This is a genomic window from Sinorhizobium sp. RAC02 (genome assembly GCF_001713395.1).
In the GTDB taxonomy this organism is placed as follows: Bacteria; Pseudomonadota; Alphaproteobacteria; order Rhizobiales; family Rhizobiaceae; genus Shinella.
In genome coordinates, this window is sequence record NZ_CP016450.1 from 2533969 (window position 1) to 2558373 (window position 24405).

The 24405-nt window shown below is 62.4% G+C and carries 22 protein-coding genes; 8 read left to right on the top strand and 14 right to left on the bottom strand.

What is annotated here, in order from left to right; all coding sequences use genetic code 11:
- Window positions 1-130 precede the first annotated feature (130 nt).
- Both aceA and BSY16_RS12210 read left to right on the top strand, forming a co-directional pair.
- Complete coding sequence (gene aceA, locus BSY16_RS12205) at window positions 131-1420, top strand: isocitrate lyase (protein WP_069059910.1); 1290 nt, start codon at window positions 131-133, stop codon at window positions 1418-1420.
- Between the two features lie 48 nt (window positions 1421-1468).
- Complete coding sequence (locus tag BSY16_RS12210) at window positions 1469-1708, top strand: SMc00767 family acetate metabolism repressor (RefSeq protein ID WP_069059911.1); 240 nt, start codon at window positions 1469-1471, stop codon at window positions 1706-1708.
- A gap of 103 nt (window positions 1709-1811) precedes the next feature.
- Here BSY16_RS12210 and BSY16_RS12215 read toward each other — a convergent pair whose 3' ends face one another.
- Both BSY16_RS12215 and BSY16_RS12220 read right to left on the bottom strand, forming a co-directional pair.
- Window positions 1812-2504: an alpha/beta hydrolase gene (locus tag BSY16_RS12215; protein ID WP_069059912.1), complete on the bottom strand. Its 693-nt coding sequence runs from the start codon at window positions 2502-2504 to the stop codon at window positions 1812-1814.
- A gap of 213 nt (window positions 2505-2717) precedes the next feature.
- Window positions 2718-3590, bottom strand: coding sequence for a LysR family transcriptional regulator (locus BSY16_RS12220; RefSeq protein WP_069059913.1), 873 nt, complete (start codon window positions 3588-3590; stop codon window positions 2718-2720).
- Window positions 3591-3752: 162 nt separating this feature from the next.
- Here BSY16_RS12220 and BSY16_RS32425 point away from each other — a divergent pair, with 162 nt between their 5' ends.
- Complete coding sequence (locus tag BSY16_RS32425; protein ID WP_171902412.1) at window positions 3753-3917, top strand: hypothetical protein; 165 nt, start codon at window positions 3753-3755, stop codon at window positions 3915-3917.
- A gap of 36 nt (window positions 3918-3953) precedes the next feature.
- On the opposite strand, the gene BSY16_RS12225 is transcribed toward BSY16_RS32425, so the two are convergent.
- From BSY16_RS12225 to BSY16_RS12250, 6 genes are all read right to left on the bottom strand, one after another.
- Window positions 3954-4340: a VOC family protein gene (locus BSY16_RS12225; RefSeq protein ID WP_069059914.1), complete on the bottom strand. Its 387-nt coding sequence runs from the start codon at window positions 4338-4340 to the stop codon at window positions 3954-3956.
- Window positions 4341-4364: 24 nt separating this feature from the next.
- Window positions 4365-4970 (bottom strand): sigma-70 RNA polymerase sigma factor region 4 domain-containing protein, encoded by a 606-nt coding sequence (locus tag BSY16_RS12230; protein WP_069059915.1) that lies wholly within the window; start codon window positions 4968-4970, stop codon window positions 4365-4367.
- A gap of 54 nt (window positions 4971-5024) precedes the next feature.
- Complete coding sequence (locus BSY16_RS12235; RefSeq protein WP_069059916.1) at window positions 5025-5408, bottom strand: hypothetical protein; 384 nt, start codon at window positions 5406-5408, stop codon at window positions 5025-5027.
- Window positions 5409-5522: 114 nt separating this feature from the next.
- The gene (locus tag BSY16_RS12240) at window positions 5523-8045 is read right to left on the bottom strand and encodes a methyl-accepting chemotaxis protein (RefSeq protein ID WP_069059917.1); all 2523 of its coding nucleotides are present in this window, start codon (window positions 8043-8045) and stop codon (window positions 5523-5525) included.
- Window positions 8046-8286: 241 nt separating this feature from the next.
- Entirely contained in the window at window positions 8287-8424 is a 138-nt protein-coding gene (locus BSY16_RS32430; protein WP_171902413.1) for a hypothetical protein, read from the bottom strand.
- Between the two features lie 172 nt (window positions 8425-8596).
- Window positions 8597-9778 (bottom strand): BaiN/RdsA family NAD(P)/FAD-dependent oxidoreductase, encoded by a 1182-nt coding sequence (locus tag BSY16_RS12250; protein WP_069061513.1) that lies wholly within the window; start codon window positions 9776-9778, stop codon window positions 8597-8599.
- A gap of 168 nt (window positions 9779-9946) precedes the next feature.
- Between BSY16_RS12250 and BSY16_RS12255 the strand changes: the two genes are divergently transcribed.
- The 5 genes from BSY16_RS12255 to edd all read left to right on the top strand — a co-directional run bounded on the left by BSY16_RS12255 (window position 9947) and on the right by edd (window position 17001).
- Window positions 9947-11386 carry a glutamine synthetase family protein gene (locus BSY16_RS12255; protein ID WP_083242899.1) on the top strand — a complete coding sequence of 480 codons (1440 nt, stop codon included), beginning with the start codon at window positions 9947-9949 and terminating at the stop codon, window positions 11384-11386.
- Between the two features lie 109 nt (window positions 11387-11495).
- Complete coding sequence (locus BSY16_RS12260) at window positions 11496-12782, top strand: NAD(P)/FAD-dependent oxidoreductase (protein ID WP_069059919.1); 1287 nt, start codon at window positions 11496-11498, stop codon at window positions 12780-12782.
- 96 nt (window positions 12783-12878) lie between these two features.
- Window positions 12879-14351, top strand: a complete 1473-nt coding sequence (gene zwf / locus BSY16_RS12265; protein ID WP_069059920.1) for a glucose-6-phosphate dehydrogenase — start codon at window positions 12879-12881, stop codon at window positions 14349-14351.
- A gap of 9 nt (window positions 14352-14360) precedes the next feature.
- Complete coding sequence (gene pgl / locus BSY16_RS12270; protein ID WP_069059921.1) at window positions 14361-15059, top strand: 6-phosphogluconolactonase; 699 nt, start codon at window positions 14361-14363, stop codon at window positions 15057-15059.
- Window positions 15060-15180: 121 nt separating this feature from the next.
- Window positions 15181-17001: a phosphogluconate dehydratase gene (edd, locus tag BSY16_RS12275; RefSeq protein ID WP_069059922.1), complete on the top strand. Its 1821-nt coding sequence runs from the start codon at window positions 15181-15183 to the stop codon at window positions 16999-17001.
- A gap of 190 nt (window positions 17002-17191) precedes the next feature.
- On the opposite strand, the gene BSY16_RS12280 is transcribed toward edd, so the two are convergent.
- The 6 genes from BSY16_RS12280 to BSY16_RS12305 all read right to left on the bottom strand — a co-directional run bounded on the left by BSY16_RS12280 (window position 17192) and on the right by BSY16_RS12305 (window position 24215).
- Window positions 17192-17605, bottom strand: coding sequence for a hypothetical protein (locus tag BSY16_RS12280; protein ID WP_083242900.1), 414 nt, complete (start codon window positions 17603-17605; stop codon window positions 17192-17194).
- 106 nt (window positions 17606-17711) lie between these two features.
- The gene (locus tag BSY16_RS12285; protein WP_069059924.1) at window positions 17712-18803 is read right to left on the bottom strand and encodes an ABC transporter ATP-binding protein; all 1092 of its coding nucleotides are present in this window, start codon (window positions 18801-18803) and stop codon (window positions 17712-17714) included.
- Window positions 18804-18833: 30 nt separating this feature from the next.
- Window positions 18834-20486 (bottom strand): beta-galactosidase BglA, encoded by a 1653-nt coding sequence (gene bglA / locus BSY16_RS12290; RefSeq protein ID WP_069059925.1) that lies wholly within the window; start codon window positions 20484-20486, stop codon window positions 18834-18836.
- 84 nt (window positions 20487-20570) lie between these two features.
- The gene (locus BSY16_RS12295; RefSeq protein WP_069059926.1) at window positions 20571-21716 is read right to left on the bottom strand and encodes a carbohydrate ABC transporter permease; all 1146 of its coding nucleotides are present in this window, start codon (window positions 21714-21716) and stop codon (window positions 20571-20573) included.
- Between the two features lies 1 nt (window position 21717).
- The gene (locus tag BSY16_RS12300; protein ID WP_069059927.1) at window positions 21718-22728 is read right to left on the bottom strand and encodes a carbohydrate ABC transporter permease; all 1011 of its coding nucleotides are present in this window, start codon (window positions 22726-22728) and stop codon (window positions 21718-21720) included.
- Between the two features lie 146 nt (window positions 22729-22874).
- Window positions 22875-24215: an ABC transporter substrate-binding protein gene (locus BSY16_RS12305; protein WP_493105900.1), complete on the bottom strand. Its 1341-nt coding sequence runs from the start codon at window positions 24213-24215 to the stop codon at window positions 22875-22877.
- Window positions 24216-24405 lie beyond the last annotated feature (190 nt).

The window sequence follows — 24405 nt, forward strand, 5'->3', positions numbered from 1 at the left end:
TTACTCGATTATCGCCTTGATTTTCCGGTTTTCTATCGCCGAATTGTGCGGTGCGATGTAAATACTGTCACATGAAATCGGGCGGAAAGAAACGGACACCCGATCCTGAGACACAGTACCGGAGGACATTATGACTGATTTTTACAATCTCGTTCCGAGCGCGCCAAAAGGCCGGTTCGATGGCATCGAGCGCCCCTATACGGCCGAGACGGTCGAAAAGCTGCGCGGCTCTGTCCAGATCCGGCACACGCTGGCCGAAAACGGCGCGAACCGGCTGTGGAAGCTCATTCACGAGGAAGACTTCGTCAACGCGCTTGGCGCGCTCTCCGGCAACCAAGCCATGCAGATGGTCCGCGCCGGCCTGAAGGCGATCTACCTCTCCGGCTGGCAGGTCGCCGCCGATGCCAACACGGCGTCCGCCATGTATCCCGACCAGTCGCTCTATCCGGCCAATGCCGCACCGGAGCTTGCCAAGCGTATCAACCGCACGCTCCAGCGCGCCGACCAGATCGAGACGGCGGAAGGCAATGGCCTTTCGGTCGACACCTGGTTCGCACCGATCGTTGCCGATGCGGAAGCCGGCTTCGGTGGCCCGCTCAACGCGTTCGAGATCATGAAGGCCTTCATCGAGGCGGGCGTTGCCGGTGTTCACTTCGAAGACCAGCTGGCATCGGAAAAGAAGTGCGGCCATCTCGGCGGCAAGGTTCTGATCCCGACCGCGGCGCATATCCGCAACCTCGATGCCGCGCGCCTTGCCGCCGACGTCATGGGCACCTCGACGCTGGTCGTCGCCCGCACCGACGCCGAGGCTGCCAAGCTCTTGACCTCCGACATCGACGAGCGTGACCAGCCCTTCGTCGACAGGGACAAGGGCCGCACGGTCGAAGGCTTTTATCAGGTCAAGAACGGCATCGAGCCGTGCATTGCCCGCGCCATCGCCTATGCACCGCATTGCGACCTGATCTGGATGGAAACCGGCAAGCCCGACCTCGAACAGGCCCGCAAGTTCGCCGAAGCGGTGCACAAGGTCCATCCCGGCAAGCTGCTTGCCTACAATTGCTCGCCCTCGTTCAACTGGAAGAAGAACCTGGACGACGCGACGATCGCCAAGTTCCAGCGCGAGCTGGGCGCGATGGGCTACAAGTTCCAGTTCATCACGCTCGCCGGCTTCCACCAGCTGAACTTCGGCATGTTCGAACTGGCCCGCGGCTACAAAGATCGCCAGATGGCGGCCTATTCGGAGCTGCAGGAGGCGGAATTCGCCGCCGAGATCAACGGCTACACCGCGACCAAGCACCAGCGCGAAGTCGGCACCGGCTATTTCGATGCCGTCTCCATGGCCATCACCGGCGGCCAGTCCTCGACCACCGCCATGCATGAATCGACCGAGCACGAACAGTTCCGCCCGGCCGCCGAGTAACCCGACCCGTCAACCTTCAAGAACCCCGATTAAAAGAGGAGAAATGCCATGACAGTCCAGACCCGCGTCAAGGAACGAGCCGAAGAGCAGGCTTCCGCCATGACCTCAGACCAGCAGGCCATGATCCGCATGGTCGCCAACGACCTGCACCGCCTCAACCAGTCCGTCATGAAGGCGGTCGAGGCCGGTGTTTCGGTGGAGCTCGTCCGCTCGGCCCGCCACCATGGTGGCGAAGGCAACTGGGGCGACCTGCTGATCCCGGTCATCGTGACGCAGGGTCGCGGCTGACAAGGCATATCCAGTCAAAGAAAATCCCCGGCGTTCCCTGCGCCGGGGATTTTTCATGTCATGCTTCCGTGCCGTGAGCCGCAAGGAGGCGTGTCTTTCGACGTTATACGGCAGCCCCCGCCGCTTCGTCGATCAGGGCTGCGACTTCGGCCGGATGCGAAGCCAGCGAGGCGTGGCTGGCCTGCAATGTGAGAATCTTGCGCGGGTTCATCCGATCGGCCATGCGCTTCTGGTTCTCGGGATTGATCATGCGGTCCTCGCTGGAAAGCTGGTACCAGACCGGCTTCTTTTTCCAGGCAGGATCCGTCACGGTGTCACCGAAAGTGTTGGCGATCGGCGCCTTTTGGGACGCCGCCATCACCAGGCTCTCATCTGCCGTCAAATCCTGGCAGAAGCTCTCGTGAAATTTGTCGTATTTGATCCAGAGATAACCGTCGCTGTCCGGCGCGAGGTTGGCAATCGCGGCCGGTGGAAACACCTGGCTGATCGCGCCGGGGCTTTCGCCTGCATCGGGTGCGAAAGCCGCAATATAGACGAGACCGACGACATTCGGCACATCACCGGCCTCGGTGATGACGGCGCCACCGTAGGAATGACCAACCAGAAGAACAGGCCCCTCCTGCTGTTTGACCATCTTGCGCGTGCGCTCGGCATCGTCCTTGAGCGAGGTCAGCGGCATCTCGACTGCACGAACCTTGTCATATCCCTTGCGTGAAAGCTCGATGATCACCTTGCTCCAATGCGCTGCCCCGCCCCAGAATCCATGAACGAGAACGACCGTTGGTTTAGCACTCATTGCTGAGACCTCCTGAATTGCTGTCTCGATTGCATTTTTCTCCGAGACGCGCGGCATTCCACCGAGTGATCGTCGCACCATCCCAAGCCAATTTTATTGCACTCGGCGGAGGGGTTAGCAAATGTCATATTCGTGACTTGGAATAGGCTCGATCGCGGTTGGCAAAGACAAATCCGACCAACAAAAAACCTTCTTCGATACTGGAGATTTCCTTTATGTGCGGCTCGGCCGCTTGCCGGCGAAAAGATCGGCGTGGCTCTTCAGCAGCCGGAACAGCCGGTCGGAGACCGTACGGATATCGCGCCGGTGCCGGTCCTCGCTGTTGGCGACGATCCATTGCTGGTGGCGCAGTTCCCGGATTTCCTCGCCGGCCCTTTCGAGACCCGGATCCAGATCACCGACGAAACACGGCAGAACCACCTGCCCTGCCCCGGCACGCACGAGATCGAGCAGCGAGCGCGGGCGGCTGACGAGCACGGCGATCGCGCCGCCCATGCGTTCATGCGGCCAGCGCAGATAGGCGGAGACCGCATCGTCTTCCGACACAGCAAGCCAGCGGCCGGCAAGGGTTTCGCCTGAATTCTTCCGCTGGTAAGCCGCATAGGCGACATCGCCGGCAGGCCGGCTGATCAGCGTCGGCTCCGTCGGTTCGACGGCCCGGATGCCGACATCCACCTCGCGGTGCGCGAGCGTGGCACGGCGCTCGGAAACCGACAGGTCGAGACGGAAGGGATCGCGCTCGGTGCAGATCGCCGAGATGTTCTCGCAGATAAGCCAGGTCACCCAGGTGCCGGCCATCAGCCGCACGGTGCTCGCGCCCTGCCCCTCCTGCCGCCAGCTCTCCACGCCACGGGCGATGGACTCCATGGCTTGCAATTGCTCGAACAACGTCTGCCCTTCGCCTGTCAGCCGGTAGCCGGTCTGGCTGCGCAAAAGGAGCGGCCGCCCCATCGCCTCTTCCAATTGCAGCACACGCCGGCCCACCGTCGCGGGGCTGAGGCCCGAAACCTGCGCGGCACCGGTCAGCCCGCCGTGGCGGGCAACCTCCAGGAAGATGCGATAGGAATCCCAGGACATGTCTTTCATCAATGAAAAACATAGCCCGGTTTTTGCTGTTCGTGAATGCGAATTTGAAGGGTAACTTCACGGCGTCAACCACGGCGCAAACGATGCCGTCCAACCAGACCGCAGCCATGACGCGCCCTCCCGGCGCCACGGTTTGCTGTTGCCTGATCAAAGGAGACAGAGATGCAGGACATGTACGGCCTTGCTATCCTTTTCGAGCTTTCTCAAAAGGACGGCCGTAACAAACACGAATTCGATCATCTGCGCGAAACGCCGTCGCTGCGGACACGTTTCTTCCGGCTCCTGCGGGCTTTTCGCATATCGAAAACAGCCAAGGGCCCGGAGTGACCGGGCCCTTGGTAAGCATTCAGGATCGCCGGCAGCCTATTTCAGCGCTCTCGGCATTTCCCCGGCCTGGTAGAATGAGACGATCTGGCCGTCGGGATCGCGAAAGTCGGCGAACCAGCCGCCCGGCGCCTCCGAGACTGGCGTGACGATTTCGACGCCGGCGGAAGCCAGCCGCTCGATCAGCGTGTCGATGCCGCCATCGGCCAGGCCAAAGACCACGTTGGGCGTGTTGCCGGGTTTCGGGTCGCCCTTGAAGACCATCAGGTCGACCTCCTGGCCGATCTTGGTCATGAGATAGGCGCTGCCGTCCTCCTCATCGTAGCGTTCGAACTGGATGCCGAGATGGTCGCGGTAGAATGCGCGTGTGCGCTCGATATCGGCGACGTTGAAGATGATCGTTACGCCGTTGAAGTTCAGGTTCATGGAATTCTCCTTCTGTTGCACAGGCTAGTTGCCGTCGCCGGGCAAAACGTGATCGCGCCTTGAAAAGAAAATCGGAATGCCGTCCGGGTCGCGAATGGCAAAGGCACGCGACGCGTGGGAATGAAGCACCGATCTCAGGGAACGGCGCGCGGGACCATCTCCCGCCGCCGGCAGAAACTCCTCAAAAAGAGCGCCCTCCCCACCAAAGACATCGAAGGCCTTGCGCAACCCGCTGAGACGCTGGCGGAACGCCACATCGCTTAGGCCGAGCAGGTGCGTGATTTCCGCCCGGTCGAGACCAAGGTTGACCAGAAGCGCCACGACACGCTGCGCAGGCGGAAGCGACGACGTGAATGCCTGAGAGAATCGGGGCGGCGCATTCGGCACCACGTTCGGGGTGTCCCAGGCGGTTTCACGCGCCCGTCGCCGTGCCGCAGTTCGCGCGACGAAACGCGCATGGTTACAGATGGCACCCTTCGCCCAGGCCACGAAACCCGGATCCGTGATCCTCCGCCCGCCTGCGACCGCCTGTAACAGCACGTCCTGCACCAGATCGTCGGCTTCGTGATCGACGCGGCTGTGCCGGCTCGCACAGTGTCGCAGCGTGGCCAATATCGTGTTGTGCGTCATTTCAACCACCGGGCCGGCATAGCGCGGTTTTGCATGACCAAACCCGGCATCCGCTCAATCAATCGGCCGTTCGATCCGCAAGGTGAAAGTTGCTTCTTCTCCGCGCTCAGCCTTGAATCCCATATAGAGCTCAATGCGAAATTCGCCGTCGCGATGAAGGGTATCACCCCAATCCGGCCCGTCCGCCCAGCCATCATAGATGGGATCGCTCTCATTCGGGCTATAGACATTAAAGGCGCAGCATTTGCTGCTGGCCGAGAGCGAAACGGCCAATATATCATAGGATTGCGCCTGGAAGAGGTAGTTCACGGTGTCCGCGGCCTTGATCCGGCCCGTTACCTCTACCGGCTGCCCCAGCGGAATCTCGATCCTCTCGATCGTTTCGATCGCGGTCGGATGAGCCTCTGGAAAGGCGACATATGTACCACGCTTTAGCACCTGCACTCCTCCCGGCTGTCTTGACCTGTCGCAACATCAAAGTCGCGGCAGGTCAGATTACGCATTTCGGCCGCGGCTGCCAGAGCTGCCGCGCCCGAAATGCGATACCGTCTATCAGGCTGCGCGATAGATCGCCGGCTCGTCCGTCTCCAGGCGGAACTGCTCGACCAGCATCATCAGCGTGTCGGCATCGCCCGCAAGCTTGCGGCTGGCGGCCGTCGTCAGGTCGACCATCGAGGCGTTCTGCTGGGTCATCTGGTCCATCTGGTTGACGGAGCCGTTGACCTCGGCGAGTGCTGCCGCCTGGTCGCGGCTCGCCGTCGCCATCATGTCGACATGCTGGCTGACGGTGACGATCTGCTGGCTGATCGAGGCGAGCACCGAACCGGTCTCCTGCACGAGATGCGAACCGGCACTGACCTCGCTCGTCGACTTCTCGATGAGGCCCTTGATTTCGCGGGCGGCACTGGCCGAACGCTGGGCAAGTTCGCGAACTTCCTGCGCCACGACGGCAAAGCCCTTGCCGGCGTCGCCGGCGCGGGCGGCCTCGATGCCGGCGTTCAGCGCCAACAGGTTGGTCTGGAAGGCGATGTCATCGATAACCTCGATGATCTGCTCGATCTGGCGCGAAGCGCCCTCGATGCGGCCCATCGCGGCTATTGCGTTGCTGACGACCGCGGCAGAACTATCGGCGCTGCGCTTCGTGGCACCGACGACGAGGTTCGCTTCATGTGCCCGCTCGGCGGAGGAGCGGACGGTCGCGGTGATCTGCTCGACGGCGGCAGCGGTTTCCTCCAGCGACGAGGCCTGGGATTCCGTGCGCTTGGCCAAAGCATCGCCGGAATCCAGCATTTCCGCGCCACTGCGCTGGATCGACAGCGCGTTGCTGCGGATCTGGCCAAGCGTGTCCTGAAGACGTTCGAGCGAGACATTGAAGTCCTGGCGAAGCTGTTCGAGGCGGCCGGTGAAGGGCGTGTCGATCTGGCGCGACAGGTCGCCCTGCGCCAGACGGCCGAGGCCGGCGGCGAGCGCGTTGACGGCAAAGTCGATCTGCCGGTCGAAGGCCTGCTTTTCCGCATCGTTGCGGGCGCGGTCGGCTTCCGCCGCGGCGCGCTGCTGTTCGCTTTCGGCTTCCACGCGGATCTTCGACAGGGCATTTTCCTTGAAGACGCCGAGTGCACGGGCCATGTCGCCAATCTCGTCGCGACGGCCTTCACCGGAAATGCCAGTGTCGAGGAAACCATCCGCCAGGCGGCGCATGGCGCCGGTGATCTGGCCGATCGGGCCCTTCAGCGTCAGCACCAGCGCGATGCCGGCGAGGATGGCGATGGCGGCACCGCCGACGGTCGCGAGCACCGAGACCTGGTTGGCCTTTTCGCGTTCCGTTCCGGCGCTGACCTTCTGTTCTTCGGCGAACTGGCTCAAGAGGTTCCAGATCGTATCGATCGACTGGCCAGCGGCCTCGAAATCAGCGGCGCGTTCGGTGCTGATCTTGACGAGCGCGGCGCTGTCCGCCTCGATCCGCTCGAGAACCGGCTTAAGCGTTTCATCCACCTTGTCGAAGAAAGGCAGGCCACTTGCACTGCCGCGCAGGCTGTTCATGTCGATGCGCAGGATGGACATGTTGCCGAGCAATTTGACACGGTTTTCCTGCGACGTCTGGCCGAGGAAGCGCGCGGCGGCGACTTCGATATCGTCGATCGACGACACCAGCTTGCGCGTCGAGCCGAGCACTGCCTCGGACTTGATGATCGGCGCGTCGAGTTCGCTGAAGATTCGGGTCGCCTCGCGCATCTTTTCGGATGCAGCGCCCTGCAGCTGGATGGTGACCTGGCGGAAGCGGTTTACCCGGCGCCCGATCTCCGGCACCGTGACGCTCGCCGAATCCGTCGAGGAGAGGAAACCGCCGAGTTCGTCGATCGTGTTGCGAATGGTGATCGAGACGACCTTCTGGTTCTTCGGCAGGATCATCGCGATCGAGCGTTCGGTCTTGGAAATGAACGGATAGCGTTCCTTGACGAGCTTCAGCTGATCGTCAGGCGTCGCACCGCGGCTGAATTCGGAGAGCAGGTCGCCAAAAAACTTGCTGGCCGCGGTCAGGCGCTCGGCCTCGCGCAGCATGCTCTTGGCCGCATTCTCGTTCTGCCGCACCTCGCGCTGGAGCTTTGTCGCCTCGTCGAGGATCTTCATCTGCTCGCTGGACAGCGTGTTGAGGTTTTTGGACATCGTGTCGTGCAAAGCAAGCTCGTTCACGTAGAGCGACCAGAGCCCCTCCATGCGCGTCTCGATGTCCTTGGTCTGGGCCTGCGCATCCAGGAGCTTGGACTTGTCGGCGTCTGGAGCCAGGCCATCCATCGTGTCCTGAAGGACGGCACCCTGTGCCGTCAGGCGTTCCTGCACGGCGTTGCGGCTTTCCTCGCTGGTGTTCTGGAGGAAGCGGTTCATGCCGGCATAGACATCCTTGAAGCCGCTCAGCGACTGGAGAACGCTGTTGGAAATCTCCATGCGGCCCTGCAACAGGCCGGAGGCGTACAGCCCGGTAAAGCCCACGGCGCAGATCGAGAGCACGAAGGGTAAAATGAAGACCAGAACCTTCGTCTGGATCTTGAAGCGGGCAAGAATCTTGTCAATGAACATAGCGGAACATCCGTTGTCGGCGTGCTCCACCCCTGCCCTTTTTTAAGAGCCTCCCCAGGATTCGGACGCCGGATTACCGACCTTCATGCGGCAGCAATGCCGCGCATCCGGGGGAGCAGTCATTGCCAGCCGCATGCATCCGTCACAGGACGCGACTTCCGGAACCCTATCCGGCGATCATCGGTGGCAATCTTTAAAATTCCATCACTTTTTAAACCGATTTATGACGGTTCAAAAAGCCTCAAAGGGCGACAATGGCAAGGCCGGCGACGAGCAGGGCGGCGAGCGCGCAATTAATGCCGATAGCGATGAGGCGACGACGGCTTTCTTCGGCAGCAGCGATGGCGATGGCGCGGGCCGGGCGGTCTTTTGCAGGCATGCGGCGATACTCCGTTACGAGATACAGACAACCCGGATGATCCGGCCAGCCGGCCCACATCATGTTGTCCCCACACGCTTGCCACGCGGCAGAATGGGGGCATGCCGACATTTCGAGAGCATCCGCCCCGAGGTCTTAACGGACGGTAAAGAGCGGCGCGCAGACTTCGCGATCAGGCGTCCTGGCCTGCCGCATGGCCGGAGGCCCAGGCCCACTGGAAGTTATAGCCGCCGAGCCAGCCGGTCACGTCCACCGCCTCGCCGATGAAATAAAGACCCGGCACCGCCTTCACCGCCATATTGCGGGAATCGAGCGCCGCGGTATCGACGCCGCCGAGCGTGACTTCCGCCGTGCGGTAGCCCTCGGAGCCCGGTGGGCGCATGCGCCAGTCGCGCAGCTTCTGGACAAGCGCCTCTATGTTGCGGCCCGACTGTTCCGCCAACGAGCCATCGATGCCGAGATCGGTGACGAGAAGCTGGGCGAGCTTTTTCGGCATGTGCTCCGCAAGCACGGTCTGCACCGCCTGACGACCGTTCTGGCGCCGGGCGGTGGCAATCACCGAGGCAAAATCCACGTCGGGGCAGATATGCAAGGCGATCTCTTCTCCCTCGCGCCAGTAGGAGGAGATTTGCAGGATGGCGGGACCGCTCAGGCCTCGGTGCGTGAAGAGCGCGGCTTCGCGGAACTCGGTCTTGCCGTGCCGGGCGATGACATCCACGGCAACGCCCGGGAGGCCGTCATGCGCAGCAAGCGTCGTCGGGTCGAGCGTCAACGGTACGAGGCCGGCGCGGGTTTCGACGAGCGGCAAGCCGAACTGTTCAGCGATGCGGTAGGCGAAGCCGGTCGCGCCCATCTTCGGGATCGACTTGCCGCCGGTGGCAATCACCAGCGACGCCGCTTCCACCACACCGTTCTCCGTCACGACGCGGAAGGAATGACCATCATGTTCGACGGCACTGATCGCCGTGGACAGGCGAAGCTCGGCACTGACCGCCTTCATTTCCGCGAGCAGCATGGCGATGATGTCTTTCGCCGAGTTGTCGCAAAACAGCTGGCCGAGCGTCTTCTCGTGCCAGGCAATACGATGGCGTTCGACAAGGTCGAGAAAATCGCGCGGCGTGTAGCGCGCAAGCGCCGACTTTGCGAAATGCGGATTGGCGGAGAGGAAGTTCTTCGGCCCGGCATGGATATTGGTGAAGTTGCAGCGGCCGCCGCCGGAGATGCGGATTTTTTCGCCGGGCGCTCGCGCATGGTCAAGCAGGAGCACACGGCGTCCACGCTTGCCCGCCTCGATGGCGCACATCATGCCCGCTGCGCCTGCCCCGATGATAACGACGTCCCGCCGCTCTGCCACGTCTTCGATCCTTGTTCGCGTTCTCCTTTCGGCCATCGGGGCGGAAAGTCAATCGGGCAAGAAAAACAGATTTTCCCGAAGAATTCGGCATTTCTACCCCCGGGGGGGAGCTAGTAAAGGGTTTAACTCCGGCTATGATGGCGCCATCGTCAACAACCCCGGTGTGTCATGCCGTCCAAAAAGAAAGTCGTTACCCCTACAATCGAGAAAGCCGTACGCTCTGGAAAAGTACCTCCCTCCATCAGCGTGCCACGTGGGGTAAAGACCTGGAAGGACGCCGCAGACTGGCTTCGGGCCCGCGGTATCGAGGATATCGAATGCATCACGCCGGACCTCGCAGGCGTGCCGCGCGGAAAGATGATGCCGTCGTCGAAGTTCACCTCGAACACCTCGCTGGCGTTGCCCTCCGCCCTCTACCGCCACACGATTTCCGGTGAATACCCGGAGGAAACCGGCAACTTCCGCTATGAGCCGCGCGACAGCGACCTGAAGCTGGTTCCGGACCTCTCCACACTCTCCGTCGTGCCTTGGGAAACCGACCCGACCGCGCAGGTCATCTGCGACATCGTCGGCTCGACCGGCGAGAACGTGCCCTATACGCCGCGCAACGTTCTCAAGAACGTCGTCAGGATGTATAACGAGCGCGGCTGGAAACCGGTCGTCGCACCGGAAATCGAATTCTATCTCGTTGCGATGAACGAAGATCCGGACTATCCGCTGCATCCGCCGAAGGGCCGTTCCGGTCGCTCCATCCAGGGTGGCCAGGGCTACTCCATCGCCGGCATCAACGAGTTCGACGAACTGATCGACGATATCTACCACTTCTCCGAAAAGCAGGGTCTCGAGATCGACACCCTGATCCACGAGGATGGTCCGGCGCAGCTCGAAATCAACCTGCGCCATGGCGATCCGGTCGAGCTTGCCGACCAGGTGTTCATGTTCAAGCGCACGATCCGCGAGGCAGCGCTGAAACACGGCATCTATGCCACCTTCATGGCAAAGCCCATGCAGGGCCAGGCGGGATCGGCCATGCATATCCACCAGTCAGTCGTGGAGATCGACACCGGCAGGAACGTCTTCTCCAATCCCGATGGATCGGCGTCGAAGGAGTTCTTCCACTTCATCGGCGGCATGCAGACCTATGTGCCGAAGACGCTGGTTATGATGGCGCCCTATGTGAATTCCTATCGCCGCCTGATGCCAGAAATGTCGGCGCCGGTGAACAATGCCTGGGGCTACGACAACCGCACGACGGCCTTCCGCGTACCGGTGTCGGACGCCAATGCGCGGCGTATCGAAAACCGCCTGCCCGGCTCGGACGCCAATCCGTATCTGGCGCTCGCGGCCTCGCTCGGCTGCGGCCTGCTCGGCATAAGGAACCAGGTCGAGCCGAGTGCGCCGACGGAAGACACCGCCAACGAAGGGTCGATCGACCTGCCGCGCGGGCTTCTCGAAGCAGTATCGCTGCTTGAATCGGATCCCGCCCTTGCCGAGGTGTTGAGCGCGGAGTTCATCGGGCTCTATGCCGGCGTCAAGCGCGGCGAGTTCGAGACCTTCATGCAGGTGATCAGCCCCTGGGAACGCGAGTTCCTGCTGCTCAACGTCTGAGTGGCCCGGCGGTCCGGGCCGCCTTAACAGATCAGACCCCTTCGGGTCAAACCAGAGCGGCCGGCGCCCCGGAGCGCCGCCGCACCCTCTTGACCTATGAGTGTGTGCAATGCCCTGGCAAAGCCCGATTTCTCCCGGCATCTCCTGGTATGAGGCGACCGTTGGAGACCGCCCCGAATATGCCCCCCTCGACGGCTCCGTCGATGCCGACGTCGCCATTGTCGGCGGCGGCTTCACCGGCCTTCAGGCCGCCTACAATCTTGCTCAAAAAGGCGTTCGCGTCGTGCTTATCGAAGCACACCGCTTCGGCGACGGCGCCTCCGGCCGCAACGGCGGCCAGCTCGGCACCGGCCAGCGCGCCGAGGCGGAAAGCCTTGAGGCGGAACTCGGCTTCGAGCGCGCCAAGGCGCTGTTCGACCTTGCTGAAAACGCCAAGCAGCATATCCACGATTTTGCGAGCGCCCAGAACCTCGACATCGAATATATGCCGGGCCAGCTCAATGTGAGCCACAAGGCGAGCTACGAGAAGGAGTTTCGCGATCACATCGAGATCGCCGCAACCCGATTCGGCTACAAGCATATGAGCTACATGGATCGGGCGGAGACGGAAGAACGCGTCGGCTCCAAGCGCTTCTTCTTCGGCCTGCGCGACACCGGCACCGGTCATATTCATCCGATGAAGCTTTTGGTCGGCATCGCCCGGGCAGCACAAGCGGCGGGTGCCAGCCTGCATGAAAAGACCCCTGCCCTCAAGATCGAGCGGGCGGGCGGCAAGGCCGTCATCACCACTGCGAGAGGCACCATCCGCGCGGACAAGGCGCTGATCGCCTGCAACGCCTATATCGGCAATCTGGAGCCGAAGACGGCGGCGCACGTCATGCCGATCCGCTCCTTCATCGGCGCAACACCGCCGCTCGACAAGTTTCCGTCGGTCATTCCCGGCGGCGAGGCGATCGCCGACACACGCTTCGTCGTGCGCTACTTCCGCAAGACCCGCGACGGGCGGCTGCTCTTCGGCGGGCGCGAAGCCTACACATCCGACAATCCTGATGACATCACCCCGCCGATCCGCCGGCAGATCGAGGAAGTCTATCCGGAACTGAAGGGCATCGAGATCACCCATGCCTGGGGCGGCTCGGTCGGCATCACCATGCCGCGCAAGCCCTATGTGCGCGAGGTCATGCCCGGCATCACGACGATCGGCGGCTATTCCGGCCATGGCGTCATGCTGTCAAACTATTGTGGCAAGCTCTATGCTGACGACGTGACCGGCGGCAGTGCTGAACTGGACCACCTGAAGGCCCTGAAAATCCCGGCCTTTCCCGGTGGCCCGCGGTTCCGCTCGCCGCTTCTGTTCCTCGCCATGACGTGGTACGCGCTACGCGACAAGCTCTGATCTGTTCGGAAACACCGATTTTGTTGCGTTGCACGCTGGTGTTTTTAAATCGATTAGATTATAACATCCGCCAACAGAACGAGATCGAGATATCCGATGAGCAGCCAGATCATTCCCGTTGAGCCTTTCGACTATGTCGTCTTCGGCGGAACCGGCGATCTTGCGGAACGCAAGCTCCTTCCGGCCCTTTACCACCGGCAGCTTGCCGGCCAGCTCTCCGATCCGACGCGTATCATCGGCGCGTCGCGCACAGCACTGACGGACGCCGAATACCGCAAGTTCGCCGTCGATGCGCTGAAGGAGCACCTGAAGCCGGGCGAATTCGACGACGCGCAGATCAAGACCTTCTGCGACCGTCTGTTCTACGTCGCCGTCGATGCCAAGTCCGATCAGGGCTGGGACAAGCTGAAGGACCTGCTCGACGAGGGCAAGGAGCGCGTGCGCGCCTTCTACCTCGCCGTGGCGCCGGGGATTTTCGGCGACATTTCTGAGAAAATCCGCGATCACAAGCTGATCACCAAGCATACCCGCATCGTCGTCGAAAAGCCGATCGGCCGGGACCTCGCGTCCGCCAACGAGCTCAACAACACGATCGGCAAGGTTTTCCGCGAAGAGCAGATCTTCCGCATCGACCACTATCTCGGCAAGGAGACGGTGCAGAACCTGATGGCGCTGCGCTTCGCCAATGCGCTCTACGAGCCGCTGTGGAATTCCGCCCATATCGACCATGTGCAGATCACGGTGGCCGAATCCGTCGGCCTCGAAAGCCGTGCCGGTTACTACGACAAGGCCGGCGCGCTGCGCGACATGGTGCAGAACCACATTCTCCAGCTGCTCTGCCTTGTGGCGATGGAAGTGCCCTCCTCCATGGACGCCGAGGCCGTGCGCGACGAGAAGCTCAAGGTGCTGCGCGCCCTGAAGCCGATCGACCAGTACAATGTCGAACGTCTCACCGTGCGCGGCCAATACCGCGCGGGTGCCTCGTCCGGCGGCCCGGTCAAGGGTTACCTCGAAGAACTCGAAGGCGGCGTTTCCAGCACCGAAACCTTTGTCGGCATCAAGGCCGAAATCGGCAACTGGCGCTGGGCGGGTGTGCCCTTCTACATCCGCACCGGCAAACGCCTTGCCGCGCGCATGTCGGAAATCGTCATCACCTTCAAGCCGATCCCGCATTCGATCTTCGACCCCTCCGCGGGCCGCATCGAAGCCAACCAGCTGATCATCCGTCTCCAGCCGGACGAAGGCGTCAAGCAGTCGCTGATGATCAAGGACCCGGGTCCGGGCGGCATGCGGCTGCGCAACGTCTCGCTCGACATGAGCTTCGCCGAAGCGTTCGACGCGCGCAATGCGGACGCCTACGAGCGCCTGCTGCTCGACGTCGTGCGCAACAACCAGACGCTTTTCATGCGCCGCGACGAAGTCGAGGCCGCATGGCGCTGGGTCGACCCGATCCTCAAGGCCTGGGAAGCGACCGGCCAGCAGGTCCAGGGCTACACCGCCGGCACCTGGGGGCCGAGCCAGGCCATCGCTCTCATCGAGCGTGACGGCCGTACCTGGCATGAGACGTAAGGAAGACCGATGAGCGCGAGACTGCATGAATTCAAGGATGGTGCGGCGCTGGCCGAGGGCTTGGCAGACCGGGTGTCCGCCGCGCTTGCGGATGCCATCGTAGCCCGCGGCAAGGCGACCATCGCAGTCTCCGGCGGCTCCACGCCGAAGGCTTTCTTCAAGGCCCTGTCGACCCGCGACATCGACTGGGCAAAGGTGACGGTCACGCTGATCGACGAGCGTTTCGTGCCGGCTGACAATCCGCGCTCGAACCATCTGCTCGTTGCGGAAAACCTGCTTCAGGGCAAGGCGAAAGCCGCGAACTTCCTGCCGCTCTACAAGGATGCCGGCAGCGCGGAAGAAGCCGCAACAATCGTGACGGCCGATGCCGCTGCGCTCGGAAATCCCTTCGATGTTGCCATTCTCGGCATGGGAACGGACGGCCACACGGCCTCGTTCTTTCCGGGCGGCAGCAAGCTTGCCGAGGCGATTTCGCCCGACACGCCGCGCGGCGTGATCACCATGGAAGCGGAAGGTGCTGGCGAGACACGCCTCACCTTCACCTTCACCAGCCTTCAGGATGCACGCCTGCTGGTGCTGCATATCGAAGGCCAGGGCAAGAAGGACGTTCTGGCCGCCGCGGAAAGCGACGGCCCGGAGACCGACATGCCGATCCGTGCCGTTCTCCGGCGCGCGGCAACGCCGGTCGATATCTACTGGGCGCCGTAGCGCGCTCAGCCGGCTGAAGCCGAACATGCCCGGCGCATGGCGCCAATGAACAGCGGACAGCGCAGCGTTCCCGCCCGCTTTGCCGCGCGAAAATGCAATCGAGAGAAGTCAGGATAGCTCCATGTCCGCCGACAAACGCATCGAAGCCATTACAGCCCGCATCGTCGAACGCTCGAAGCCGCATCGCGGACCCTATCTCGACCGCGTGCGCGCGGCCATGTCCAAGGGCGTGCATCGCGGCGTGCTTTCCTGCGGTAACCTCGCGCACGGCTTTGCCGTCTGTTCCCCCGCCGAGAAGGACGCGCTCGCCGGCGACCGCATCCAAAACCTCGGCATTATCACCTCCTACAACGACATGCTCTCGGCCCACCAGCCGTTCGAGACCTATCCGGAGCTGATCCGCCAGGCAGCCCGGGAGGCCGGCGGCGTGGCGCAGGTCGCCGGCGGCGTTCCGGCCATGTGTGATGGCGTCACCCAGGGCCAGCCGGGCATGGAACTGTCGTTGTTTTCGCGCGACCTGATCGCCATGGCGGCCGGCATCGGCCTGTCGCACAACATGTTCGATTCGGTCGTCTATCTCGGCGTCTGCGACAAGATCGTGCCCGGCCTGACGATCGCGGCCCTCACCTTCGGTCACCTGCCCGCCGTCTTCATTCCAGCCGGCCCGATGACCTCCGGCCTGCCGAACGACGAGAAGGCCCGCGTGCGCCAGCTCTTCGCCGAAGGCAAGGCCGGCCGTGCGGAACTGCTTGAAGCCGAGTCGAAATCCTATCACGGCCCCGGCACCTGTACGTTCTACGGCACCGCGAACTCCAACCAGATGCTGATGGAGATCATGGGCTTCCACATGCCTGGCGCTTCCTTCATCAATCCGGGCACGCCGCTGCGCGACGCCTTGACCAAGGAAGCCACCAAACGGGCACTTGCCATCACGGCGCAGGGCAACGAGTTCACCCCGGCCGGCGAGATGATCGATGAACGCTCGATCGTCAACGGCGTGGTCGGCCTGCACGCCACCGGCGGTTCGACGAACCACACGCTGCATCTGATCGCCATGGCGCGCGCGGCCGGCATCCTGCTGACCTGGAAGGATATTTCCGACCTCTCCGACACCGTGCCGCTGCTCGCCCGCGTCTATCCGAACGGCCTTGCCGACGTAAACCATTTCCACGCGGCGGGCGGCATGGGCTTCCTGATCCAGGAACTGCTGAAGCAGGGCATGCTGCACGACGACGTGCGCACCGTCTTCGGCCAGGGCCTCAGCGCCTATGCGATCGACCCGAAGCTTGGCGACCGGGGCGTCGTGGTGCGCGAACCGTCGCCGAAGGTCAGCCATGATCCGAAGGTGCTCGCCAATATCGAAACGCCCTTCCAGGCGTCGGGCGGGTTGAAGATGCTGACCGGCAATATCGGCAATGCCGTCATCAAGATTTCCGCCGTCAAGCCGGAGCGTCATGTCATCGAAGCACCGGCAAAGGTGTTCCACGACCAGCAGGAACTCAACGTCGCCTTCAAAGCTGGCGAACTGACGGGCGATTTCATCGCCGTCGTGCGCTTCCAAGGCCCCAAGGCGAACGGTATGCCGGAGCTGCACAAGCTGACCACTGTGCTCGGCATCCTTCAGGACCGCGGCCAGCGCGTGGCACTGCTCACCGACGGCCGCATGTCCGGCGCTTCCGGCAAGGTTCCGGCGGCAATCCACATTACGCCGGAGGCGGTCGACAACGGCCCGATCGGCCGCATCAAGAACGGCGACATCATCCGGCTCGATGCCACACATGGCACGATCGAAGTTCTGGTGAATGCCGCCGAGTTCGCCGCCCGCCCGCAGGCAACGGCCGATCTCTCCGGCAACGAGTTCGGCATGGGCCGCGAACTCTTCGCGCCGTTCCGCGCAATTGCCGGGCCGGCGGATCACGGCGCGAGCGTGCTGTTTGCGTGAGGGCTAGGAGAGGGCCGACACCCTTTCAATGCCATCGACTTTCAAGCATCTCCATCGTCATGGTCGGGCCTGGCCCGACCATCCACGCCACGGGTGCCGATGGATCCTCGGGTCAAGCCCGAGGATGACGAACGTTGGTGATTTAGGGTCGCCAGATCAGGCGGCGCTGTTGCACGCCCCTCTTTTCGTCTCAGCTGTAGATATCCAGCGTCCGGCCCTGATGGTTGCGGTGCGATGAGTAGACGAAGATGCGTTGCAGGTCCTTGTCGGAGAGCAGGCGCAGGAAGCGGGCTTCGACGACGTCGTTGGGATAGACGCGCTGCGTCAGGCAGCCGATCATCGGCAGGCGGGCGCTGACGATGTCGAGATAGAAGTTGCGCGGCAGCTGGAACTTCGTCGTCATGGTGATGACGGCGCCGCTCCTCGACAGCTTGATGATCAGGCCGCGACGGGAGACGAGATTGACGAGACCGCCATTCTCGGTGAACTCGATACGGGCCTCGTTGCAGGTGTCCTCCATCGGGAAACTCTTCTCCCGATCGTACATGAAGGACTCTTCCTTGCTCAGGTAGTTGTTACGCGGTACCGATCCCTGAATGCCCATCTGCCTGCTGTCCCCGGCGCTGTCTCTTTCTGGGAAAACCTAGGCGAGCAACGCTTAACATCGGGTTGAGCGGCAAGGCAAAATCCTGCCGCTCAGCCGATTTGCTTCAGGACGCGCGATAGCTCTGGCCGGCGGCATCGAAGAGATGCAGCTTCGCCCTGTCCGCGGTGAACCGGACCTTGGCGCCACGCTTGACGTCGAGGATGCCGGGGATCTTGGCGATGATCGGCTCGCCCTGCACGAGGCCCTCGATATAGAGCAATGTTACCTCGCCGAGCGCCTCGACGATCGCCACCGTGCCCTCGAAGAGGAAATCATCGCCGGTCGAGATCTGGAGATCCTCCGGGCGCACGCCAAAACTTGCCGGCTTGCCCACCTCGGAGGTGCTCGTCGCGATATCGACGCTCGAAGTCCGGCCGCCGGTCAGTTCCAGCGTGGTCGTTGTCCCTGCCGCAGTGATCTTGGCTGGAATGATGTTCATGGCCGGCGAGCCGATGAAGCGGGCGACGAAGAGGTTTGCCGGACGCTCATAGAGTTCGAGCGGCGGGCCGACCTGCTCGATATGGCCGGCCGACAGCACGACGATGCGGTCGGCAAGCGTCATCGCCTCGACCTGGTCGTGCGTCACGTAGATCATCGTCGTGTCTGCCATCTGCTCGGAAAGCTTGGCGATCTCGATGCGGGTCGCGACGCGCAGCGCCGCGTCGAGGTTCGACAACGGCTCGTCGAACAGGAAGACCTTGGGATCGCGGCAGATGGCACGGCCGATCGCCACGCGCTGGCGCTGGCCACCGGAAAGCGCCTTAGGCAGGCGGTCGAGATATTTGGTGAGCTGGAGGACCTCGCCCGCCGCGCGCACGCGTCGGTCGATCTCTTCCTTGGCTTCCCCCGCGATACGCATGCCGAAGGCCATGTTGTCGTAGACGGTCATGTGCGGGTAGAGCGCATAGGACTGGAACACCATGGCGATGCCGCGCTTCGACGGCGGCACGTCGTTGACGCGCTCGCCATCGATCATCATGTCACCGCCGCTGATTTCCTCCAGACCGGCGATCATGCGCAGGAGAGTCGACTTGCCGCAGCCGGACGGGCCGACGAAGACGATGAACTCACCCTGCTTGATATCGAGATCGATGCCGTGGATCACGTCCACTGCGCCGTAGGATTTGCGGATATCCTTGAGCACCAGCCCTGTCATGTCTCTCTCCCCTTTTTACGTTTTGACCGATCAAGCGAAGCGGGCGAAAAACCCGCTCCAGGCCGGAAGTTCTATGTTTTCCTCATGCATGATACTGTCGAAGCCATGACCTTCCAGCGCTTCCAACGTGCCTGTAGGCAGATCGGCGAGGCGGGCGATCGGGCTCATGTTGAAGGCGCAGAACACCTTTTCATTGCCGTGCGTGCGCACGAAGGACAGGATCGCGCCCTCCGCCGAATGGAACTGGATCTCGCCCTTGACGAGCGCCACGTGCTCCTTGCGGAAGGCGAGGAAACGACGGTAATGCGCCAGCACCGAGGCTTCGTCGCCGTCCTGCACGTTGACGGCACGCTCCAGATGGGCCGGCGAAACGGGAAGCCAAGGCTTACCAAGACTGAAGCCGCCGGATTGCTGGCGGCCATCCCAGACCATCGGCGTGCGGCAGCCGTCGCGCCCCTTGAAATCCGGCCAGAACTGAATGCCGTAGGGGTCCTGAAGGTCCTCATAGGCGAGCTCGGCTTCCGGCAGGGCAAGTTCCTCCCCCTGGTAAATGCAGACCGAGCCGCGCAATGACATGAGCAGGCTGGCGAGCAGCTTGGCATGGGCTTCATGATCGGTAACGGCATTGCCCCAACGGCTGACATGGCGCATCACGTCGTGGTTCGAGAAGGCCCAGCAGACCCAGCCCTCGGGCGCCGCCTTTTCAAGCGCATGCTGCGTCTCGGCGACGAAGGCCGGCGTCAGCGGATCGGGCGCGAGGAATTCGAAGGCGTAGCACATGTGCATTTTGTCGCCGCCGGACGTGTATTCGCCGGCGATCTCCAGGCCACGCTGGCTGTCGCCCACTTCGCCGACGGCGGCAATTGCCGGGAACTCCTCCATGACCGCGCGGAAGCGCTTGAGGAAGTCGAGGTTCTCCGGCTGGTTCTTGTCGTAGAGATGTTCCTGGTAGTTGTAGGGGTTCACGGCCGGCGCGGTCTGCGCATTGCGGCGTTCGGGGGCGAGCGACGGGTTGTCGCGCAGTTCCTTGTCGTGGAAGTAGAAGTTGATCGTGTCGAGGCGAAAGCCATCGACCCCGCGCTCCAGCCAGAAGCGGGCGACCGACAGCAACGCGTCCTGGACCTCGGGATTGTGCAGGTTGAGATCCGGCTGCGAGGTCAGGAAATTGTGCATGTAATATTGCAGGCGGGTCGGATCCCACTGCCAGGCGGAACCGCCGAAGATCGATAGCCAGTTGTTCGGCGGCGTGCCGTCCGGCTTGGAATCCGCCCAGACATACCAGTCCGCCCGCGGGTTGGTGCGCCGGGAGCGGCTTTCGACGAACCAGGGATGTTTGTCTGACGTGTGCGACAGGACGAGGTCGATCATCACGCGGATGTTGAGGCGATGGGCCTCAGCGATCAGCGCGTCGAAATCGGCCAGCACGCCGAAGATCGGGTCGACGTCCTGATAGTCCGAGACGTCGTAGCCGAAATCCTTCATCGGCGAGGTGAAGAACGGCGAGATCCAGATCGCATCCGCCCCGAGGGAGGCGACATGGGCGAGGCGCTCGGTGATGCCCCGCAGATCGCCGATCCCGTCGCCGTTGGTGTCCTGGAAGGAGCGTGGGTAGATCTGGTAGATCACCGCGCCGCGCCACCAGTCCTTGTCCGGCTGGAGAAGAGTGGAATCCAACGTCGTCATTCTCGATTTTCCTGTTGCGAAAGTCTTAGTCTCTGCACAATCCCGGACGCAAAACCGCTTCGCACCTTTGCTGGAATTGCCTTGTCAGCCCCCCTTGACCGAACCCGCCAGCAGGCCGCGCACAAGGTAGCGCTGCAGGCTGAAGAAGACGATGAGGGGGACGATGATGGTGATGAAGGCGGAGGCCGTGAGGATTTCCCAGTTGCCACCGCGCGAGCCGAGCAGGTTCACGAGACGTCCGGTCAGCACCAGTTCCTCATTGCCGGCACCAAGGAAAACCATGGCGACGAGCAGGTCGTTCCAGGTCCACAGGAACTGGAAGATAGCAAACGAGGCGAGTGCCGGGAAAGACAACGGCAGGATGATCTTCACGAAGATATCGAAATCGGAAGCGCCATCGACGCGGGCCGATTCCATGATCTCGCGTGGCAGGCCGGCCATGTAGTTGCGCAGCAGGTAGACGGCGAGCGGCAGGCCGAAGCCCATATGGGCGAGCCAGATGCCGACATAGGTTTTTGCGGGCACTCCGAAGAAGGCGCCGACACCATTATACAGCCGAAGCAGCGGGATCAGCGACATCTGCAGTGGAACGACGAGCAGGCCGACGATGACGGCGATCAGGATCGCCCGACCGGGAAACGGCATCCAGGCGAGCGCATAGGCGCAGAAGGCGGCGACGAGGATCGGGATGATCGTGGCGGGGATCGCCACCGTCAGCGAGTTGATGAACGAGGCGCCGATGCCCTCGGCATTCAGCACTTCACGGTAGTTGTCGAGCGTGAAGCGTGGCGGCACCGAGGCCGTGTAGAAGATGCGCTGGCCGCGCGTGCCTTCCATCTTCGTCAGCGAGACGATCTCGTAGCTGCCGTCCTCGTTGACGGTCAGGGTCTGGCCGTCGCCGATATCGGCCGGCTTGCCAGGCTCGAAGGCTGCCGGCTGCATCGGACGGAAGCCGAAGGCGGAGACTTTCGCCGTGTCGCCTTCCACCAGATTGCCGCTGATGACGAACTTGCCGTCACGCTCGACCTGTGCCTCCGGTGAGGCAGCGCGGCCAGTCATGTTCTGCGAGGAGGTGGAGAGCGCTGTCCACCAGCCGGAGACGGCGAGTTGGTCCTTGTCGCGCAGCGACGAGATCAGCAGGCCGGCGGTGGGCAGCGTCCAAAGCGCCACCAGAAGGAGGACGGAAAGATGGACTACGAAGATGAGCGGCGAACGGGACGAAGCAATCATCTCAATGGCCCTCCATTTCCTTGGTGGCGTTGCGGATGTTCCAGATCATGATCGGGATGACGAGGATCATGATGACCACGGCAATGGCCGCACCGCGCCCGAAATCGCCGCCGCCGCGGAACATCCAGTCGAACATCAGGTTCGCCAGAACCTGCGTCTGCCACTGTCCGTTCGTCATGGCGAGCACGATGTCGAAGACCTTGAGCACCAGAATGGTGATCGTCGTCCAGACCACGGCGATCGTGCCCCAGATCTGCGGCACCATGATCTTGAAGAAGATCTGGAAGCCGTTGGCACCATCGATGACGGCGGCCTCGATGGTCTCCTCCGGAATGCCGCGAAGTGCGGCCGAGAGAATCACCATGGCAAAACCGGTCTGGATCCAGATCAGGATGACCATGAGGAAGAAGTTGTTCCAGAACGGAATGGTCATCCAGGCTTCTGGCGCACCACCGAAGGCGACGACGATGGCGTTCAGGATGCCGATCTGCTCGGACCCTTCGGCGCGGTAGTCATAGACGAACTTCCAGATGACGGCGGCGCCGACGAAGGAGATCGCCATCGGCATGAAGATCAGGGTTTTCGCAATATTACCCCACCAGATACGATCGGTCAGTGCTGCGATGACGAGTCCGAAGAAGGTGGCGAGCGCCGGCACGACGAGCAGCCAGAGGAAATTGTTGAAGATCGACTGGCGGAATTCGCCGTCATTGATCATCCAAGCAAAATTGCTGAAACCGACGAATTGCTGGCCGGTGCGGTCATGGAAGGCGAGCCGCACGGATTCGAAGACGGGGTACACGAGATAGATCGCCAGCGCGAGAAGGGCGGGCGCCATGAACAGCCAGGGCCGGATCGCATTGGTGATGCGCAGGTTCTTCGAGGCCTTGGCTCCGGTCAGCCCCTTGGAGGGGAACAGCTTGTCGAGCAGCCAGTTCGTTCCGAAGAAATAGACGACGCAGGCGAGTACGCCGCCCACCATCGTGAAAATGGCGAATAACAGTTGCTGCACGGAAGTTCCTCCCCAGGAATGCTTCCCCCGATGGACCTTCAGGGGTCAGTCGATCATTCACGCGGCGTTGCACCGCGTGGTCCGGCTGCACTTCGGCATGCTTCAGGAAAACCGGCCGGCTAATATACCGGCCGGTTCGCCAGATTTTACTTGATTGCGTCCCAGGACTTCTGGACACCGGCTGCGACATCGGCCGCGGACTTGCCGCCAACGAAGTCGATCATGCCGGTCCAGAACGCGCCCGCACCGATCTTGCCCGGCATCAGGTCCGAACCGTCGAAGCGGAACGTCGTCGAATTGAGCAGGATTTCGCCCTGCTTCTTCATCGGCGCGTTGGCATAGGCTTCCGGGTTGGCGCTCTTGTACGGCGTCAGGAAGCTCGTCTGCGCCATCCAGACCTCATGCGCGATCGGCGTCTTGAGGAACTCGATGAAGGCGCGGGCGGCCGGCGTGTCCTTGGTGATCATTGCGAGCGTGCCGGCACCGAGAACCGGGTTGCCGAGTTCCGGCTTGCTGGCATAGGGCGGCATGTAGAAGAAGTCCGCATCCTCGCCGACGACCGTGCCTTCCGGGAAGAAGGACGGGATGAACGACGCCTGGTGGTGCAGGTAGCATTTCGGCGGAGAAGCGAAGAGACCCTTCGGGCTGTCGCGGAAGTCGGTGGAGGCAACGGCCGCCGCCCCGCCATCGACGAACTTGTCGTTCTTGGCGAACCAGCCGAATTCATCGAGTGCGCCGGTCACGGCGGCATCGGTGAACGGGATCTGGTTGGTAACCCACTTGTCGTAGGTTTCCGGTGTTGCCGTGCGCAGCATCAGGTCTTCGACCCAGTCGGTCGCCGGCCAGCCGGTGGCACCGCCGGAGCCGAGGCCAATGCACCAGGGCGTGCCGCCATCGGCGACGATCTGCTCGGTCAGCGCCTTCAGGTCTTCCATGGTCTTCGGCACTTCGTAGCCGGCATCTTCAAAGTTTTCCGGCACGTACCAGACGAGCGACTTCACGTCGATCTTGTAGGGGAAGGCGAAAAGCGCTGCGTTGCCGTCCTTGCCCTTGTAGGTCGAAAGATCGACCCAGGACTGGCCGGCGGCGTAATTGTCGAGCAGCCATTTCTGGGTCTCGTCACCGAGCGGCGAGAGGTAACCCTTGGAGGCGAGGTCGGCGATCAGGCCGGGCTGCGGGAGGATGGCGACATCCGGCGGGCTGCCGGCCTGCGTGTCGATGACGATCTGCTGTTCGTAGTTTTCCGAGGAGGAGTACTTGATCTCGACGCCCGTCGCCTCGGTGAAATAGGCGTAGACGATCTTGAAGAGCGCCTCGTCCTCACCGCGCCAGGGGCCGAAAATGGTCAGCGTCTGGCCCTTGAGGTCATGGCCCTTCTTGAAATCTTCAAAACTTTGCCAGTTGAACTTGGAATCTTCGCCGGGCTTGAACTTCAGATCAGCCGCAGCAGCGCCACCCGCCATCAAAAGCGCGAGGGCAGCCGTCATCAAAAACGTCTTTTTCACCTGATTTGCCTCCCATAGCAAACCCGCCCTCTCCCGGGGCAGGCATTCTCTAAAATACCCCAAAATTCAAAGCGCTTTGGATTTCCTTTCATCCCATTTCCCCCTCGCCCTCGTCAAGTCCCCCGAATCGATTCGGTGCGAAATCGCCAATCATGACGCGGTGCAGCGTAGT